Source organism: Nocardioides sp. WG-D5 (genome assembly GCF_054031175.1).
The window spans coordinates 5,884,622-5,898,388 of record NZ_CM132928.1; the positions used below are offsets into that span (position 1 = coordinate 5,884,622).

The window sequence follows — 13,767 nt, forward strand, 5'->3', positions numbered from 1 at the left end:
GAAGGGCGACGCGCCGACGCGAGGAGCGGATCACCAGCCGTCGGACAAGATGGCTCCATGGACTCTGAGAGTGCGCGGCGCTCGGCCGCCTTCGTCGGAATGGCCACCCTGCCCATCGGAGCGGCGATCCTGCTCGCGCCGGAGCGGGTGGGTCGGGCACTGAAGTTCGGTGACCACCCCACCGCGCTGCGCGTCATCGGCGCTGCTGATCTGGTGCTCGTGCCCGGGCTGCTGGCCGGTCGGCGCAGACTGCCGTGGATGGCGGCGCGCGCCGGCCTCAACGTGGCGATCGCTGCGTACTGCGCTCATCTCGCGCGCAGCGAGGGCAACATCGGGCCCAAGATCGCGGCGTCGGCGCTCGTCTTCGCCACCGCCGCCGACACTCGCACCATCCTCGCGCTGAGGCGAGGCGAGGGTCGTTCGTCCTAGACCCAGTCGGGGACTTCCTCCGGGATCACGCTGAGCCAGTAATGGGGGAGCGCCTCCCTGAGCGTGACCCATCTGACCTCGGTGCCGTCCGAGCTGCCCGGCACGGCGACCAGGACGTCCGGACCATGCCCGGCGAGCCGCTCGCGGCAGACGCCGCACGGGCTGAGGACGACATGTCGGCCGTCCTCGAACCGGTGCAGGCAGACGGAGGCGACGATCCTGCGGTCGAGCCGGAAGGCGGCACAGTAGGGCTCGGCCTCGTGGCACAAGGTCGTGCTGGAGTTCAGGAAGTCAGGGCTGGTGCCGGTCAGGACCGTGCCGTCGTCGAGCAGCACGGCTGCCGCTCCCCGGGATTCGCCGGCGGCGAACCGGGACGCGATGAGCTTGCGGCACTCGGCCAGGGTGGAATCGAGACGGTCTGGGGTGGCTGGCACGCGCCAACCCTAGGGCCTGATGTTCTGGTTGTGGCTGAACAGGTTCTCCGGGTCGTACGCCTGCTTGACCGTCCTGAGGCGCGCGTAGTTGCTGCCATAGGTGTCGGTGACACGGCCCTGGTCGTCCTCGGACATGAAGTTCACGTACCCGCCGGGCTCGGAGTGCGGCGTGAGAGCGGCGGCGTAGTCGCGAACCCACGCGATGTTGGCGTCGTCGTCCGAGGCGTCCGACCATGCAGAGACGATGACCGTCGAGAACGTCGCGTGCCGGTAGGAGAACGCGGTGTCCGTCGCGCCGACGCGGGATGCAGCACCGTTGATGGGGTACAGGTGCATCGTCGAGCTCGCGTTGGGTGCCTTCGGCCCGTGGGCCAGGTGCACGTCGATGGCCGCGTCGGTCAGCTCGGTGACGTAGTTGCCCTTCCAGTAGCTGCGTACGCCACGGGGGAACAGGTCGTCGAACGCGCCGTTGAGCCACGGATACGGCATGGGCTCGACGAGCTCGCCGACGCGCGGCGCGAGGTCGCGGAACGGCTGCATCGCCGCCTCACCCTCCTCGACCGGCCCGCTCCAGTGGACGACGGCGGCGCAGAAGGTGTCGCCGTGACGCTCCTCCGGAAGGAAGGGCAGGGGAGGAGCCACCTGAAACGCCGGGAAGCCCCCGCAGCGCTCGTCGGCCTCGGTGACCCAGGTGCGGAAGAGGCGCAGCAGGTCACCGGCGTGCTCCAGCTCGTAGAAGAAGAGCCCGACGACCACCTGGTCCACGGGGTGCAGATCGAACTCGAAGGTGGTGACGACCCCGAAGTTGCCGCTGCCGCCGCGGAGCGCCCAGAACAGGTCGGAGTTCTCGGACTCGCTGGCGCGACGGAGCTGTCCGTCCGCGGTGACGACGTCGGCCGACCGCAGATTGTCGATCGTGAGTCCGAAACCTCGGGTGAGGTAGCCGATGCCGCCGCCGAGCGTCAGACCGCCGACGCCCGTCGTCGACACGATCCCGCCGGGCACTGCGAGGCCGTGCGCGTGGGTGGCGTCGTTGAGGTCCGCGAGCGTCGCGCCACCACCGACGCGGGCGGTACGTGCGGTGGCGTCGATCTCGACCGAACGCATGGGGGAGAGGTCGATCACCAGGCCGTCGTCGATCGTCCCGAATCCGGGTGCGCTGTGCCCGCCGCCGCGTACGGCCAGCGGCAGACCGGCCTCGCGTGCGAAGTTCACCGCGGCGATGACGTCGTCCGAGTTCGCGGCCGGCACGACAGCGGCCGGACGACGGTCGATCATTCCGTTCCAGACGCCGCGAGCGACGTCGTAGTCTGCGTCGTCGGGCGTGATGACCCGGGTTACGTGTTTGCGAAGTTCGTCGATGGATGTCATGCCGCCAGCCTCATCCGCGGCTGCGACACCAGCCGGTCCTGGTCGGCGACATCATCGAGTTCCGGTAGAGGACCTCTGTTACGTCAGTGTCCGTGGGCTCGGAGGGACTGCTGTGGTCGGAGACCGTCGAGGAGAATGTCGAGCAGTCGGTCTGCGGCGACGGGGTTGCCGGGCTGCTGGGTGACGGTGAAGGTGCCGATCAGGGCGGCAGAGACTTCCTCAGGAGTGACATCTGAGCGGAGGTCGCCTGCTGTGACGCCTGCATCGAGGATGGCCGAGATCGCCGCCAGGAGCTGGTCTCTGGTCTGGGCATGGGCGAGGTCGCCGGAGTCGATCATCGACAGCAAGGTGGCGAGCATGCCGTTCTTCGCCGCAACCCAGGTGCCGAACAGATCCATCCACCGTCGCAGCGCCACCGACGGGCTCTCCTGCTCGAGCAGCTCGCGGGCTCCGCTCGTGAGGCGATCGACCTGGTCCTGGTAGACGGCCGCCACGAGCGCCTCCCGGGTGGGAAAGTGCCGGTAGAGCGTCGCGATGCCGACGCCGGCTTCCCGTGCGATGGCACGCAGCGAAGGCTCGCCCTCGGCCGAGGCGAGCACGCGGGAGGCAGCAGCGAGCAGTCCATCCCGGTTGTGAGCGGCGTCTGACCGCAGCGCCCGGCCGGTCGGGGTTGTCAAACGGATCACGCTCCGGTTATGGTCGCAACAGATAACCGGAGCATAGTCCACATAGGGCTGGATCCGCAGACACCAGGGGAGAGGCCTCATGGCACAGCACGGCGACGAGCGGCAGAAGAGCCCGAGCCGGGCGGTCCTGCTCGAGAAGTTCGGGGGACCGGAGAACCTGACCGTCCAGAGCGTGCCCGAGCCGCATGCGGGCGCCGGCCAGATCCGCATCCGGGTGACCGCCGGGGGACTGAACCCGATGGATTGGGTGATGACCTCTGACGCTGCGACCGCCGCGCGGTTCGGCCTGAGTCTGCCCTGCGGATTCGGCACCGACTACGCCGGCGTCGTCGACGAGGTCGGACCTGACTCGACCGGATACGCCGTCGGTGACCGTGTGTTCGGGACCGCTGTGTCCCGGGCGCTCGCCGATCACCTCGTGATCGAGTCCGCCGGGAGCATCTCGACCGGGGTCGCGCACCACACTCCGGACGGCGTCGATGACCGCACCGCCGCGACGCTGTCGATCGCAGGCAGCACCGCGGCCGCAGCGCTCGCAGTGCTCGACCTGGGGCCGGATGACACGGTGCTGATCGGCGGAGCCGGGGGCGGAGTAGGCGTCTTCGCGGTGCAGCTGGCCCGCATCGCGGGCGCCCGGATCATCGGCACCGGCTCTACCTCGTCGGCGGACTACCTGCGCAGCCTGGGTGCCGAGCCGGTGGCGTACGGCGACGGGCTGGCCGACCGGGTCCGAGCCATGGGCGGCGGTCCGGTCACTGCGGCGTTGGACCTCCACGGGACAGACACGGTCGACGTCGCCCGCCAGCTGGGCATCCCGGACAAGCGGATCTGTACCGTTGCGGCCGCCATCGAGGGCGTACCTGCGGCCAACGGCGCGAATGCCGGCCCCGAGGCGCTCCGACGCATCGCGCGGCTCGTCGATGCCGGCGACATCCGCGTACCGATCGCGGCGACCTTTCCGGTCGAGGAGATCCGATCGGCCGTCGAGCTGCAGGCGGAACGCCACGTACGCGGCAAGGTCGTCATCGACCTTTCCGTCTGATCATCCTCAGGGGAGACCTCGGAGCGGCCCCTCCAAAGCGTCACTTGACATAATGTGCATTATCGGCGACTAGCTACCGAACGGCGATACCGTCCTGAGGCCGTTAAAGTGCACTCCGTGGCAGAGGACTTCGACCCGGTTGCGCACAACCGCGTCGCCTGGGACGGGCTGGTCGACAGTGACAACGAATGGTCCCGGCCGGTAGGCCCCGACGTCATTGCGCGGGCTCGTGACGGCGACTGGTCCATCGTTCTCATCGGTCACCAGCCGATGCCGCGTGACTGGCTGCCTGCCGACCTGACCGGCGTCCGCGTGCTCTGTCTCGCATCCGGCGGCGGTCAGCAGGGCCCGATTCTCGCGGCTGCCGGCGCGACGGTGACCGTCTTCGACAACTCGCCCAAGCAGCTGGCGCGCGACGACGAGGTGGCTGCCCGTGAGGGCCTGGTGCTGCGTACGGTGCTCGGCGACATGCGTGATCTGGGCGCCTTCGGGGACGCCGACTTCGATGTCATCGTCAACCCCGTCTCGAACGTCTTCAGCCCGGAGCTGGCGCCGGTGTGGAGCGAGTCGTTCCGGGTGCTGCGTCCTGGCGGGACGCTCCTGACGGGATTCATGAATCCGGACGTCTACATCTTCGACGAGGTGGCACTCGACCGGCGGGAGCTGGTCGTACGTCACCGGCTCCCGTTCAGCTCGCTCGATCTCTCCGAGGCCGACCGGATGCGTGCCTACGGAGATGGCCCGATCGAGTACAGCCACTCGCTGACCGAGCAGATCGGCGGGCAGCTGGCCGCAGGATTCGTCCTGACGCACCTGAGCGAAGCCCCGCACCATGCGGACGTCACCGCAGAGCACTTCCCGGCCTACATCGCGACCCGGGCGCTCAAGCCCTAGTCACTCCGGACGCTCGAACGGCTCAGCCGTCTCGCGCAGCACCTCACGTGCAGGAGAGAGCAGGACGGCGTCGCGGGTGTCGGAGGCCGTTGCCTTGACGTAGATCCCGGTGGTCTTGAGGTCCTCATGACCGAGCAGGCCCTGGACGGCAGGCACCGGTACGCCGGAACGGATCAGTCCCTTGGCGGCGCTGTGCCGAAAGGCATGGGCGGCTTCGCCGGGCTGCTTCGGGACGCCGGCGAGGCGGATCCAGGTCTCGACCAGATGGTTGAGCGCGCCCGGACGCAGCTGCTTGCCCGAGGTCAGCACAAAGAGGTTGTCGGCCGGGTCGCGAGCGCCGAAACGGGCTTCGAGCTCGGCCAGGTAGGCGTCGACCGCATCCACGGCCTCGGGCGGCAGCGGCAGGTTGCGCTGCTTGTCGCCCTTGCCGATGACCCGCACCAGCGTCTCGCCGTCGGACTCACGACGGATGGAGCCGACGGTGAGGCCGCACAGCTCGGCGGCGCGTACGCCGGTGGTTACCAGCACCGCGAAGATCGCCCGGTCACGAGTCGGCCAGCGGCGCCGGTCGGTGCCTTCACGCGGCGCCGAGGCGACCCGGGCCAACCGGCGGAGCTCGTCGACGCTCCAGCCGGCCGGCAGCCGGCTGGGCCGCTCGGGTGCCTCGATCCGCAGCGTCGGATCCACCAGCAGATGTCCCTCGAGCTGCAGCCAGTGGGTGAAGAGCCGCAGCGTGCCGACCCGGCGCTGACAGGTCGCCGCGGCCGAGTTCTCGCGCAGCGACCTGTAGGCGATGCGCACGTTCTGGTCGGTCAGCGCCGAGATCGGGACCAGCGCCAGCACGTCGGCGTCGGGCTCGCCGCCGGCGTCGACGTGCAGCTGCCGGGCCCAGGCGGCGATGTCCTGCCGGTAGGCGCTGCGCGACTTGTCGTTGAGGCCGCGGCGCGTCAGGGTGGCACGGTCGGTCAGGAAGTCCTCGACGACGTCGCCGAACATCACACCATCGTCAGGTACGCTCACATCCCCCGATATTACAGTCTTTTCGAACATTTCTGCGATAGGGGGTACTATCGCGGATTTCCGGCGAGGTGGCAGACTCCAGCCGTGCCCGACGCCGCTGTCACCCACCACACCGAGAACGTCAACGGGATCGACCTGCACTGGGTGGAGTCAGGGCCGCCGGACGGCCCGCTCGTGCTCCTGGTGCACGGATTTCCGGAGTCCTGGTACTCGTGGCGTCACCAGATCGCCGCGCTCGCCGATGCGGGCTACCGGACCGTCGCGATCGACGTGCGTGGATACGGCGGCTCCTCGAAACCGGATGCCATCGAGGACTACCGGATGCTGCGCCACGTCGGCGACAACGTCGGCCTGGTACATGCTCTGGGTGCGGAGACGGCCACCATCGTCGGACACGACTGGGGCGCTCCCATCGCCTGGACGTCGGCGCAGCTGCGGCCGGACGTCTTCACCGCTGTGGCCGGTCTGTCGGTGCCGTTCAGCCCCTCCGGGCGCCGTCGGCCGACCGAGGCGATGGCCCAGGCCGGCGGTGACGACGAAGACTTCTACATCTCCTACTTCCAGACTCCAGGTGTCGTCGAGGCCGAGATCCTGCCCGACGTACGCCGCTGGCTGCTGGGCATCTACTACTCGATCTCGGGCGACGGCGTGCTCGCCGCCGGTAGGGGTCCGCGCGGGGCGCTCGGGCTGGTGCCTCGTGGCCACCGGCTCTCCGACCAGTTCGTCTACCCCGCCGGCATGCCCGAGTGGCTGACCGAGGCCGATGTGGACTTCTACGCGGGCGAGTTCGCCGACTCCGACTTCTTCGGTCCGCTCGCCCGCTACCGCAACATCGATCGTGACTGGGAGGATCTCGCAGCCTTCAGCGACGTGCCGATCACCGTGCCGTCGCTCTTCGTCGCCGGCGAGTACGACGGCCCCGCGATCACCGGTCGCCGTCAGATCGAACGCTTCGACACGACCCTGCCCGGCCTCACCCGGTCGGTGGTCCTCCCCCGCTGCGGGCACTGGGTCCAGCAGGAGCGCCCCGAGGAGACCAACCAGCTCCTGCTCGAGTTCCTCACGTCGGCTTCCCGGCGCAGCTGATGCAGGTGCGGGCCACCGGACGCGCCTCGAGCCGTCCCTCGGCGATCGGCCGGCCGCATGCCTCGCAGATCCCGTACGTGCCCGCTCCCAGGCGCTCCATGGCCGCGTCTATCTCGGCGAGATGCTCTCGCGCCTGACGTACGAGTGCTTGGACCTGGGACCGCTCGAAGGCGATCGTCGCTCCCTCCGGATCGTGCTCGTCATCGGCGTTGGTGTCACGTGAGGCCGCGACGACTGCGTCGAAGTCGGCGCTCAGGTCTGCCAGGCGCGCGAGCGTCTGCCGGCGCTCCGCCTCGAGCCGTACGCGAGCCTGTTCCATGAGGAAGCTCAGGTGAGCGAGCCGACGAGCAGCGCGACCACGGCGAGCAGCGGGACGACTCCCTGCTTGAGAGCCGCACCCCGCTTGTCGGGCGAGGAGACGAGCAGCACCGTCGCGGCCGCTGCCATCGACCCGGCGCCCGCGAACACCAGCGCCGCACCCGAGGCCTCCGAGCCCGCGGCGACCAGGACGATGCCGACCGCCGTGACGATCGCCAGGAACAGGTTGTAGAAGCCCTGGTTGTAGGCGAGCTCCTTGGTCGCCTCGGCCTCCTCGGCGCTCGTCCCGAAGACGGCGCGCGTCTTCGCGCTCGTCCAGGTCAGCGACTCCATCACGAAGATGTAGACGTGCACCAACGCAGCAAGCCCGGCGAGCACCAACGCCACAACGACCATCATGGGCTGAGAGTAACCGGCTGAGAAGCGCTTGACCGACTCCCTCCCCGAGACGGCTTCGTGGTGGCAGGATCTCCGTCATGACCGCCGTACGACCTCATCGGCTGATGCGGATGAGCGGGCGCGACCCGGACGAGGTCGGCCGCTCCGCCACTCCCCTGGAGCTGTTGTTCGATCTCGCCTTCGTCGTCGCGTTCGCGCAGGCCGGCGAGGCCTTCGCCCATCTGGTCGCCGAGGAGCACCTCGCGGCGGCGATCGGTGCGTTTCTCTTCACCGCGGTGGCGATCTGCTGGGCATGGATCAACTTCGCCTGGTTCGCCTCCGGGTTCGACACCGACGACTGGGTGTTCCGTGCTCTCACCATCGTGCAGATGGCCGGCGCCATCGTCGTGGCGCTGGGGGTCGCGCCGCTGTTCGAGTCGGTCGACCACGGTGGCTTCCTCGACAACCGCGTCCTGGTCGCGGGCTACATCGTGATGCGTGTCGCGATGGTCGCCCAGTGGCTCCGGGCGGCGTCCCAGTCCCCCGCCTACCGGCGCACCGCGCTCACCTACGCCGGTTCGATCCTGGTCGCACAGATCGGCTGGGTGGCCCTCGCCGTGGCTCAGACGAGCTCGGTGGCGCTGGTGGTGCTCGCGGCGGTCGTCTGCTACGGCGTCGAGATGATCGGCCCGATCTATGCCAAGCGGCGCTGGGGCATGCCGTGGAACGCCCAACACATCGCCGAGCGCTACGGGCTGCTGCTCATCATCACGCTGGGTGAGGTCATCCTCGGCACGGTCGCAGCGGTGGCGTCCGCCGTCGAGCACGTCGGCTGGTCGCAGGAGTCGATCCTGCTCGTGGTCGCCGGCACGCTGCTGACCTTCGGGATCTGGTGGGACTACTACATCATCCCGTTCGCGCACTTCATCGAGCGTCGCCGGCACCGGGCCTGGATGTTCGCCTACGGCCACATCCTCATCTTCGCCTCGGTGGCGGCCTTCGGTGGTGGCATCCACGTGGCTGCGTACGTCGTCGAGGGTGAGGCGCATATCGGCGTCCTCGGAGCCGCGCTCGCGGTCGCGATCCCGCTGGCGATCTTCACGATCGCCTACTTCGGCATCTACTCCTCGCTGATGGGTCGCATCGACATGCTGCACGTCAACCTGGCCGTCGGCATGCTCGCGGTGCTGGTGCTCGGCGTGGCCGCGGCGGCAACCGGTGTCTCCCTCGGCTGGTCGCTGCTGATCCTGGCGGCCGCGCCGTACGTGACGGTCGTCGTCTACGAGACCTGGGGCTATCAGCACGTGGCCGCGGACGTCGAGGCCATCCGCGCTGTCCAGTAGCGACGTCTGCCGTTCGTCGTTCAGGTTCGGATCAGTCGGTTCAGCACCGCCCGCAGAGGCGGCCATCGGTCGCGCCCGCGGCGGGTCATGGCGAAGGCGCGCAGGCGCACGGTGGGATCGGTCAACGGCCGTACGGCGACGCCGCGGCGGGAGGTGCGTCCGCGCGGCAACAGCGCGAGTCCGTGGCCGGCGAGAACGAGGTCGTCCACCAGTTCGAGCGCATCGACCCGATGAACGACCCGAGGGGTGAATCCCGCCATCGACGCGAGTGTGCGGAGCACTTCCTCGTCGGCCGTGTGGCGCGAGTTCACGATCCAGTCCCGGTCGGCGAAGGTCGCGAACGGGGCACGTGGCTCCTGGGACGGCATGCCGAGGCCCCAGGTGACTTCCCACAGCGGGAGCGTGTCGTAGTCGCTGCTCCAGGAGGCGGGAGCGATGTTGTAGTCGTAGACGAGCGCCAGGTCGACGTCGTCGCGTGCGAGCAGTCCCAGTGCCTCGGGTGGTTCGTGTTCGCGCAACCGCACCTCGATCCCGGGGTGGTCGTGCCGGAGACCGTCGATGGCGGGCATGAGGGATCGTCGGATCGCGCTGGCGAAGCCGGCCACCCGAAGCACGCCGGCGGGCTCGGCGTCCGGGTCGAGGTCGAGACGAGCGGCCTCGACCGCCGCGAGGATGGTGACGGCGTGCTCGGCGAGGCGGTGGCCCGCAGGAGTGAGGCGTACGCGCCGGCCGTCGGGTTCGACGAGGGCCGTTCCGACCTCTCGCGCGAGCGCTGCGACGGCTTGCGAGACGCTGGACGTGCTCGTGTCGATCTCGGCGGCGACCTCGTGCATCGAACCGAGACGGGAGAGCTCCAGCAGCATCCGGAGCCTGCGTACGTCCACCGGCTCATTGTTTCGATATTGCGAACATATTGTCCAGCAATGTCACGTGGACACGAACGGATCTAGTGGGTTCACTGGAGCGCATGACCAGCTCACACTCCGCCCGCAACGGTGCCTCGATGGCGATGGCCGCCATGCTCTGCGTACAGCTGGGCCTTGCGGCGTCGGTGGGTCTGATCGACCAGCTCGGCCCGGCGGGAGTGGCCTGGTTGCGGCTGTTCTGGGCGGGCATCCTTCTTCTGGTCCTCGTCCGGCCGCGTCCGTCGACCTTCAGCCGCGAGACGCTCCTGTGCGGCATCGCGCTCGGTGTGGTCACCTCCGGCCTGACCCTGCTGTTCATGGCTGCCCTGGCCCGGCTCCCGCTCGGTACGGCTGCTGCCCTGGAGTTCCTCGGGCCGTTGGGGGTGGCCGTCGTCCGCAGTCGCGGCACCGCACGTGCGTGGGCGCTCGTGGCCGCCGGCGGTGTGCTGTGCCTGACCCAGCCGTGGAACGGCGCCGTGGACGCGCTCGGTGTCGCGTTCGCACTGAGCGCGGCCGCCTGCTGGGCGTCCTACATCCTGTTGACGCAGCGAGTCGGCGATGCGGTCAGTGGCATCGGTGGACTCGCGATCTCCATGCCGGTCGCGGCCGTGGTCGCCACCGTCGTGGTCGGACCTGGCATCGTGGAGCGGCTCACGCCCGGGCTCCTGCTCGCCGGCCTGGGTCTGGCCCTCCTGGTGCCGGTCGTGCCCTTCGCTCTGGAGATGATGGCGCTCCGTCGTCTCACCGCCGGTGCCTTCGGGACGCTCATGGCGCTCGAGCCGGCGTTGGCGCTGGTGATCGGGTTCCTCGCTCTCCACCAGGTGCCGAACCTGGTCGCCGTGCTCGGGATCGGGCTCGTGGTCGCGGCTGGGGTGGGGGCCGAGCGTGCGGGCGGGCGCAGACCGGCCGTCGAAGGTGGCACTCCCCCGGTTCAGCGCGCCGTGGACGAGCGCTCCCTCTCCAGCCTTTAGCGGGCTCGGTCGCTCATTCGAAGACCGACCAGCAGATGTCGTTGCGGATCCGCTGGTCGTCGAGGACGAGGTCGCGGACAGGTTCCGGGAGCTGCTCGCGCTGCCAGTGGCACTCGCGGCGACCGGCCTCGATGGCCTCGCCGGGCGGAGCCGCGTCGCGTACGGCCTTGATCGCGTACGCAGCCGCGCCCAGGTCGTGGGCGGCGACGTGTGCGACCACGCCCGCCTGCCCGGCGGCGTAGGCGGCGTTGCGGGCGGCTCCACGTAGCGGCCGGGCCGCGCCCATCGCGTGACCGCCGAGAGCGCGGGCCTCCATCATCTTCAGCTCGCCGCGCGTCCAGGCCCGTGCCGCCTCGATGGCCTCGCGGGGACGTGGGTCGTCGGGGCACTCGGACTCGAAGAGATGGAGCACGTGCTCGGCGCAGGTCGCCGCCCACAGCGCGAGCAGATGATGATTGGCATCGGTGAGCGTCCCGCCGCGGCGGACCGTGATCAGGCGCGGGTCGCGCTCCTTCGCCAGGATCATCGCTCTCCTCGGTTCATCGGGTGGTCGGGCCCGGGGCCGTCGGGGTGGGTGAGGTCGTAGGCCGCCGAGACCTTCTTCGGTACGCAGAGCCGCCAGGCGTCCACGACGAACTCGCACGCCTCGATCGGGTCGAGCTCCCCGAGGGACGATTCGACCCAGTTGAACCGCATCTCCGACTCGCGGGGCAGGTGGAACTTGTGGGGTGCACCGGCCACCAGCGCGGCCCGCTCCTCCTTCGGGAAGCCGAAGCCCATCTCGGTCTCGTCCAGGGAGAAGGCGACGTAGACGATCGAGCCGACCCGGAACTTCAGCCGGCCGCGTACGAAGACCTCATAAGATCTCTCGAGGCTGGAGCCGAGCCACCGGACATCTTCCACGGTTGCCATGCTCCGGAGCGTACCCATGTCTGCAGGGCGACGCAGACCTACTGCGCTCAGGCACGGCATCGTTACCGCTCAGTTAAATCCGGCCGTTCACGGACAAATCTGCGGACGTTACATTCCCGTGCAACGAAATTTGGTGTTGAGTCAGCGATCGAAATCCGCGCCCCAGACCCCGTGGGCCCGGACTGAGTGAGAGGACCCTCATCACATGACGTTGAACCGTTCAGCTCGCATCGCGGCCACGGCGATCAGCCTGGCTCTCGGCGCCGCCTCGGTGGCCATGACCGCCGTCCCGGCAGCGGCGTGGGCGCCGCAGGAGTCGAAGGCCGCCTGCATCGAGCCCGCCGGCCATGACGAGGCCGACGCCGCCCGAGGCGGCTCCGGCGGGGACCACCGCGACATCTCCGCGGCCGAGCAGCAGCGGATCGAGGCCCGCACGGCGGCGATCCTGGCCAAGAAGGGCAGCAGCAGCGCGCGCACCGCGGCCACCGTTCCCGTCTACATCCACAAGATGCTCGGCACGGACGGCTCCGGCGACGTGACCCAGGCGCAGATCGACGCGCAGATCGCCGAGCTCAACCAGGACTTCGCAGGTCAGGAGCTGGCCGGCACGGCTGCCGACACCGGTTTCACGTTCACGCTCGCCGGCGTCGACACCTACTACAACAACCAGTGGCACAAGGACCGCCAGTCGACCACCTACCGCAGCCAGACCCGCCTGGGCGGCAAGAACGCGCTCAACATCTGGCTCGTCGACTTCGGCTACCTCGGCATCGCGACGTTCCCCTGGGACTACGCGCGCAACCCGGGCATCGACGGTATCCGCGTGCAGTACAGCTCGCTTCCTGGCGGCTCGGCCACCAACTACGACCAGGGCAAGACCGCGACCCACGAGGCAGGCCACTGGTTCGGGCTCTACCACACCTTCCAGGGTGGCTGCACCACGACCAACGACGAGGTCGCGGACACCCCGGCTCAGTCCAGCTCGACCTCGGGCTGCCCGGCCGGCCGTGACTCCTGCAGCCTGCCCGGCCTCGACCCGATCCACAACTACATGGACTACAGCTACGACAGCTGCTACAACCAGTTCACCCTGGGTCAGAGCACCCGGATGGACCAGATGTGGGCGGCCTACCGGGCCTGATCAGCGGGCCTGATCACCACCGCTGCCCGTCCGGCGCGTCCTTCGTGACTCGCCGGACGAGCAGCTGCCATGTCCGGAGGGCCATCATGTCCCCATGGCGACGAAGACGGATCTGAAGAAGACGCTCGACGGCTACCGGGCGCGGCGGGGCGAGTTCCGGGTCCTCGAGGTGCCGCCACTCCCCTATCTGATGGTCGACGGACACGGTGATCCCAACACCGCCCAGGAGTACGCCGACGCGCTCGCGGCGCTCTACCCGGTGGCGTACAAGCTGAAGTTCGCCAGCAAGCAGGAAGGCAGAGACTACGTGGTGCCGCCGCTGGAGGCGCTGTGGTGGGCCGAGGACATGGACGCGTTCACCAGTGCGCGGGACAAGTCGCAGTGGGACTGGACCGCGATGATCATGACCCCGGACTGGATCACCGGGTCGATGGTCGACGCGGCGATCGAGAAGGTCGCCGCCAAGGACCGGCCGGCCAGCCTGGACAAGGTCCGCTGGGAGACGCTCAGCGAAGGCACCTGCGTGCAGACCCTGCACCTCGGGCCGTACGACGAGGAGGGCCCGGTCCTCGAGGAGATGCACGAGCGCTTCATCCCCGAGCACGGGTTGCGGATGACCGGGAAGCACCACGAGATCTACCTCGGCGACCCGCGGCGGGTCGAGCCGTCGAAGCTGCGGACGATCCTGCGTCAGCCGGTCACGTCTGCCTGACCGGGGCGGCACCGGTCATTCGGTGTACGAATGTTGACTGAAACTCTTGTCGGCGTGAGCGCGGTCACATTACTCTTCAGTAACTCGGGACGGAGCAGTCCCGCTCACGTGAGGAGAGTTCCCCC

The 13,767-nt window shown here is 69.1% G+C and carries 17 protein-coding genes; 8 read left to right on the top strand and 9 right to left on the bottom strand.

Features of this window, described 5'->3' with window-relative positions:
* Nucleotides 1-57 precede the first annotated feature (57 nt).
* Nucleotides 58-429 (top strand): hypothetical protein, encoded by a 372-nt coding sequence (locus tag ACWZJV_RS28350; RefSeq protein WP_457179760.1) that lies wholly within the window; start codon nucleotides 58-60, stop codon nucleotides 427-429.
* On the opposite strand, the gene ACWZJV_RS28355 is transcribed toward ACWZJV_RS28350, so the two are convergent.
* The 3 genes from ACWZJV_RS28355 to ACWZJV_RS28365 all read right to left on the bottom strand — a co-directional run bounded on the left by ACWZJV_RS28355 (nucleotide 426) and on the right by ACWZJV_RS28365 (nucleotide 2,920).
* A complete protein-coding gene (locus ACWZJV_RS28355; protein WP_196874159.1) occupies nucleotides 426-863 on the bottom strand; it encodes a cytidine deaminase in 438 nt (145 codons plus the stop codon). The two genes, ACWZJV_RS28350 and ACWZJV_RS28355, sit on opposite strands and share 4 nt — an antisense overlap.
* A 9-nt stretch (nucleotides 864-872) precedes the next feature.
* Nucleotides 873-2,234, bottom strand: coding sequence for an FAD-binding oxidoreductase (locus ACWZJV_RS28360; protein ID WP_457179761.1), 1,362 nt, complete (start codon nucleotides 2,232-2,234; stop codon nucleotides 873-875).
* Between the two features lie 83 nt (nucleotides 2,235-2,317).
* Complete coding sequence (locus tag ACWZJV_RS28365; RefSeq protein ID WP_457179762.1) at nucleotides 2,318-2,920, bottom strand: TetR/AcrR family transcriptional regulator; 603 nt, start codon at nucleotides 2,918-2,920, stop codon at nucleotides 2,318-2,320.
* A gap of 79 nt (nucleotides 2,921-2,999) precedes the next feature.
* On the opposite strand from ACWZJV_RS28365, the gene ACWZJV_RS28370 reads away from it, so the two are divergent.
* A complete protein-coding gene (locus ACWZJV_RS28370) occupies nucleotides 3,000-3,962 on the top strand; it encodes an NADP-dependent oxidoreductase (RefSeq protein WP_457179763.1) in 963 nt (320 codons plus the stop codon).
* A 117-nt stretch (nucleotides 3,963-4,079) separates the two neighbouring features.
* Complete coding sequence (locus tag ACWZJV_RS28375; protein ID WP_457179764.1) at nucleotides 4,080-4,856, top strand: class I SAM-dependent methyltransferase; 777 nt, start codon at nucleotides 4,080-4,082, stop codon at nucleotides 4,854-4,856.
* Here ACWZJV_RS28375 and ACWZJV_RS28380 read toward each other — a convergent pair whose 3' ends face one another.
* On the bottom strand, nucleotides 4,857-5,876 hold the full coding sequence (locus ACWZJV_RS28380; RefSeq protein ID WP_457179765.1) for a tyrosine-type recombinase/integrase: 1,020 nt from the start codon (nucleotides 5,874-5,876) through the stop codon (nucleotides 4,857-4,859).
* Between the two features lie 84 nt (nucleotides 5,877-5,960).
* Here ACWZJV_RS28380 and ACWZJV_RS28385 point away from each other — a divergent pair, with 84 nt between their 5' ends.
* Complete coding sequence (locus ACWZJV_RS28385; protein WP_457179766.1) at nucleotides 5,961-6,962, top strand: alpha/beta fold hydrolase; 1,002 nt, start codon at nucleotides 5,961-5,963, stop codon at nucleotides 6,960-6,962.
* On the opposite strand, the gene ACWZJV_RS28390 is transcribed toward ACWZJV_RS28385, so the two are convergent.
* Both ACWZJV_RS28390 and ACWZJV_RS28395 read right to left on the bottom strand, forming a co-directional pair.
* The gene (locus tag ACWZJV_RS28390; protein ID WP_008359645.1) at nucleotides 6,937-7,281 is read right to left on the bottom strand and encodes a TraR/DksA family transcriptional regulator; all 345 of its coding nucleotides are present in this window, start codon (nucleotides 7,279-7,281) and stop codon (nucleotides 6,937-6,939) included. The genes ACWZJV_RS28385 and ACWZJV_RS28390 overlap by 26 nt on opposite strands.
* Before the next feature lie 8 nt (nucleotides 7,282-7,289).
* Nucleotides 7,290-7,679 (bottom strand): DUF1304 domain-containing protein, encoded by a 390-nt coding sequence (locus ACWZJV_RS28395; protein ID WP_457179767.1) that lies wholly within the window; start codon nucleotides 7,677-7,679, stop codon nucleotides 7,290-7,292.
* 77 nt (nucleotides 7,680-7,756) lie between these two features.
* Here ACWZJV_RS28395 and ACWZJV_RS28400 point away from each other — a divergent pair, with 77 nt between their 5' ends.
* A complete protein-coding gene (locus ACWZJV_RS28400; RefSeq protein WP_457179768.1) occupies nucleotides 7,757-9,001 on the top strand; it encodes a low temperature requirement protein A in 1,245 nt (414 codons plus the stop codon).
* Between the two features lie 20 nt (nucleotides 9,002-9,021).
* Here ACWZJV_RS28400 and ACWZJV_RS28405 read toward each other — a convergent pair whose 3' ends face one another.
* Nucleotides 9,022-9,885, bottom strand: a complete 864-nt coding sequence (locus tag ACWZJV_RS28405; protein ID WP_457179769.1) for a LysR family transcriptional regulator — start codon at nucleotides 9,883-9,885, stop codon at nucleotides 9,022-9,024.
* Nucleotides 9,886-9,968: 83 nt separating this feature from the next.
* Between ACWZJV_RS28405 and ACWZJV_RS28410 the strand changes: the two genes are divergently transcribed.
* A complete protein-coding gene (locus tag ACWZJV_RS28410) occupies nucleotides 9,969-10,877 on the top strand; it encodes an EamA family transporter (protein ID WP_457179770.1) in 909 nt (302 codons plus the stop codon).
* A 13-nt stretch (nucleotides 10,878-10,890) separates the two neighbouring features.
* On the opposite strand, the gene ACWZJV_RS28415 is transcribed toward ACWZJV_RS28410, so the two are convergent.
* Nucleotides 10,891-11,403 (bottom strand): putative immunity protein, encoded by a 513-nt coding sequence (locus tag ACWZJV_RS28415; protein ID WP_457179771.1) that lies wholly within the window; start codon nucleotides 11,401-11,403, stop codon nucleotides 10,891-10,893.
* The gene (locus tag ACWZJV_RS28420; RefSeq protein WP_457179772.1) at nucleotides 11,400-11,789 is read right to left on the bottom strand and encodes an MmcQ/YjbR family DNA-binding protein; all 390 of its coding nucleotides are present in this window, start codon (nucleotides 11,787-11,789) and stop codon (nucleotides 11,400-11,402) included. Before ACWZJV_RS28420 ends, ACWZJV_RS28415 begins: the two co-directional genes overlap by 4 nt.
* A gap of 205 nt (nucleotides 11,790-11,994) precedes the next feature.
* Here ACWZJV_RS28420 and ACWZJV_RS28425 point away from each other — a divergent pair, with 205 nt between their 5' ends.
* Together ACWZJV_RS28425 and ACWZJV_RS28430 are read left to right on the top strand one after the other, a co-directional pair.
* Nucleotides 11,995-12,930: a zinc metalloprotease gene (locus ACWZJV_RS28425; RefSeq protein WP_008359654.1), complete on the top strand. Its 936-nt coding sequence runs from the start codon at nucleotides 11,995-11,997 to the stop codon at nucleotides 12,928-12,930.
* A 94-nt stretch (nucleotides 12,931-13,024) separates the two neighbouring features.
* On the top strand, nucleotides 13,025-13,642 hold the full coding sequence (locus tag ACWZJV_RS28430) for a GyrI-like domain-containing protein (protein ID WP_457179773.1): 618 nt from the start codon (nucleotides 13,025-13,027) through the stop codon (nucleotides 13,640-13,642).
* Nucleotides 13,643-13,767: the final 125 nt, after the last annotated feature.